This window comes from Sandarakinorhabdus oryzae, from assembly GCF_009733735.1.
Lineage (GTDB): Bacteria > Pseudomonadota > Alphaproteobacteria > Sphingomonadales > Sphingomonadaceae > Sandarakinorhabdus > Sandarakinorhabdus oryzae.
The window spans coordinates 1-3,106 of the sequence record NZ_WNJP01000246.1 but is presented as its reverse complement, the minus strand read 5'-3'; the positions used below and the strand labels follow the sequence as shown (position 1 = coordinate 3,106).

The following is a 3,106-nucleotide window of genomic DNA, read 5'->3' as shown; positions in this document are numbered from 1 at the left end:
GTGCGCGCTGCCGCCCTGACCGTCCTGCTGGCGGGGCCCGCGCTGGCCAGCCCGGCGTCTGACCGGCTGCGCGCCCAGGTGCGCAGCTGGCGCGAGGCCAATGAACGCGCCCTGATCGCCGATTACAGCCGCTACGTCGCCATGCCAAGCATCGCCAGCAATCTCGCCGACGTGGACCGCAACGCCGATTTTCTGGAGGCGCAGCTGAAGGCCCGCGGCTTCACCACGCAGCAGTTGCGCGCCCGCCCCGGCACGCCGGCCAGCGTGTTTGCCGAACGCCGCACCCCCGGCGCCAGGCGCACCCTCCTCCTCTATGCCCATTATGACGGCCAACCGGTGAATCAGCCCGGCTGGCTCGATCCGCCGTTCCAGCCGACGCTGCGCACCGCCCCGCCCGCCAGCGCCAAGGTCGATCTCGCCGCCGCCACCAGCATCGACCCCAACTGGCGCCTGCACGGCCGCGCCTCTGGCGATGACAAGGCCACCATCGCCGCCACGCTGTGGGCGCTCGACGCGCTTGCCGCCAAGGGCATCAGGCCGAATGTGAACATCAAGATATTATGGGAGGGCGAGGAAGAGGCCGGCTCGCCCAATTTCGGCACCATCGTCCGCGCCAACAAGGCGCTGCTCGCCGCCGATCTGCTCATCCTCGGCGATGGCCCGGTCCATCAATCGGGGCGCCCGCTGGTGAGCGGCGGCAACCGCGGCATCGTTGATTTCGAGGCGACGGTCTATGGCCCGGCCCGCGCGCTCCACGATGGCCATTATGGCAATTGGGTGCCCAGCCCCACGGTGATGATCGCCGATCTGGTGATGCAGCTGCGCGACGACCAGGGCCATATCAAGGTGCCGGGCCTGGCCAGCGAAGTGCCGCCCCCCACCGCTACCGACCAGGCTGCGCTCGCCGCCCTGCCCGCCGTGGAGCCGCAGTTGATGGACGAACTCGCTCTGGGCCGTCACATCGGCACGGAGCGCATCGCCGACGGTTATCTGATGCCCACGCTGAATGTGCGCGCCATCCACGGCGGCGACACACGCTCGCCCGCCGCCAACGCCATCGCCACCCAGGCCTGGGCCAGCTTTGACATCCGCCTCGCCCCCGGCCAGACCATCGCGCACGTGAAGCAGGCGGTTGAAGCCCATCTCGCCGCGCAAGGCTGGCACATCATCCGCACCGACCCTGACGGCGCCACCCGCCGCGCCCACCCCAAGCTGCTGAAACTCGATTGGGATGACGGCGGTTCGGTCGCGGTCAAGGTCCCGCTCGACACGCCCGCCGCCAGGGCCGTGATCGACGCCATCACCCGCACCGCCGGCCCACCCGTTCAGATGCCGCTGATGGGCGGCACCACGCCCTTTGCCGAAATCGTCGAAGCCCTGCAGACGCCGATGATCGGCGTCACCGTCGCCAACGCCGACGACAACCAGCACGCAGCCAACGAGAATATAAGGCTGGGCAATCTTTGGGACGGCATCGAGATCTACGCCGCGCTGCTGGCGGACACGCGCTGGTAACCGCCGCGTCAGTTGCCCTGGTCCACCTCGGCCGGATCCCAGAATACGGCCAGCGCCATGGCCGCCACCAGTGTCGCCTCGCGCAGCCGCGGCTCGGTCGGTGCGTGGAGACGCTTGTCCGGTCCGTTGAGATCGACCGCACCAATCTCCTGGCCGTCGCGCGAGAAGCTGTAGCCGATCGGCTGCGGCAACGGCAGCGGACTGCCCTCGACGCGGTGAACGGAGCGGATCCGCAGCCGCACCCCATCATATTCGAAGATGCCGTCGCGGGCCTCGCTGCCATCGAGAGCGCCGAGCACCCCGCCGCGGCCCTGCAGTTCCAGCGTGGCTGCCACCGGTTGGCCATCGCGCTGGAACCGGCAGACATAGCGCAGTTGACCGGGCGTGATACTGATCAACCCGATATTCATCTGCTGCCGCGAAAAACCGCAGCGGGCAGCCAGCACCCCGGAAACATCGGGGCCGGAGAGCTCGAAGCTGCTGCCACCCCTGTTGGCGACGAACAGCGGATCCATCACGCCCAGCCGATCAGCACGGCGCGAAAATCGTCCGCTGCTGGCCCCGGCCGTGAAGCGTCCGGACTGGCCGCCACCCATGCCGGTAATGGCGATTTCCGTTGTCGAATGGGTGACGCCGGCCGGCAAGGCCATGCGCGCGGCAGACACGCTGCAGCCGGCCAGCGGCAGAAGCAGAATGAAGGGATAGAGAGGGCGCATGGCTGGTCCAGATCTGTCGATGTGTGTCAGAGGCAGGGTGGCTGACAACGGCTCTGCCCGCGGCGCGTTGGTACAAGCGTTGGAACCAGCGTTGAAAATGGCATCGAGGCCTGCGGTGCCAACCAATCGAACCCCGCCAACAGGCCTATCCGCCTAGCCAATCTTTCCGATCACATAGAATTCCCTGCTGTCCGGCTGGCAGACAGGCGCTGGTGACGCGGATAGTCTGGCGCCATGGCAAGCCCCGACACCCTGCCTGACCCTTCGCGGCCGCAACTGGCCCCGGCCGCGCTGTTCTGGCGCTTCCTGAAGTTTGGCGCGCTGGCCTTTGGCGGGCCGGTCGCCCAGATCGCCATGATCCGGCAGCAACTGGTGGAGGAGGAGCGCTGGATCACGCCGGCGCAGTTCAACCGGCTGGTGGCGGTGATGCAGGTTTTGCCCGGCCCAGAGGCGCATGAATTGTGCGTGCACCTGGGCGTGCGTGCTGGCGGGCGCATCGGTGGCCTGCTCGCCGGCTTGGGCTTCATGGCGCCAGGCTTCGTGCTGATGCTGGCGCTGGGCTGGCTCTACACGCAGTTGGCCATCACCGGCACCCTGTTTGCCGCGCTGTTCCTGGGCGTGCAGGCAGCGGTGATCGCGCTGATCATCCGCGCCGTGCACCGCATTGGCGGGCATATATTGGCCAATGTCTGGCTGTGGGCCATTGCCGTGGCGGCGGCCGGGCTGACCCTGGCTGGCGCCAGTTTCTGGATCGTGTTGCCAGTGGCGGGCCTTTGTTACGCATTGGCGGCCGGCGGGCGGCCGCTGCTGGCCGGGTTGGTGCTGGTCGCGGCCGGCGCGTCCCTGGCCCTGCCGCCGCTCAGCCTGCCCGCCAG

Annotated in this window: 3 protein-coding genes; 2 read left to right on the top strand and 1 reads right to left on the bottom strand. The window is 68.4% G+C overall.

Annotated features, from left to right (window positions below; translation table 11 throughout):
• Window positions 1–1,515, top strand: a 1,515-nt coding sequence (locus GJ693_RS15010; protein ID WP_156257064.1) for a M20/M25/M40 family metallo-hydrolase, incomplete at its 5' end; no start/stop codon positions are given.
• A gap of 8 nt (window positions 1,516–1,523) precedes the next feature.
• Here GJ693_RS15010 and GJ693_RS15005 read toward each other — a convergent pair.
• Complete coding sequence (locus GJ693_RS15005; RefSeq protein ID WP_207789970.1) at window positions 1,524–2,231, bottom strand: VV20781 family protein; 708 nt, start codon at window positions 2,229–2,231, stop codon at window positions 1,524–1,526.
• A 234-nt stretch (window positions 2,232–2,465) separates the two neighbouring features.
• Between GJ693_RS15005 and GJ693_RS15000 the strand changes: the two genes are divergently transcribed.
• On the top strand, window positions 2,466–3,106 hold a 641-nt coding region (locus GJ693_RS15000; RefSeq protein WP_197042247.1), incomplete at its 3' end, for a chromate transporter.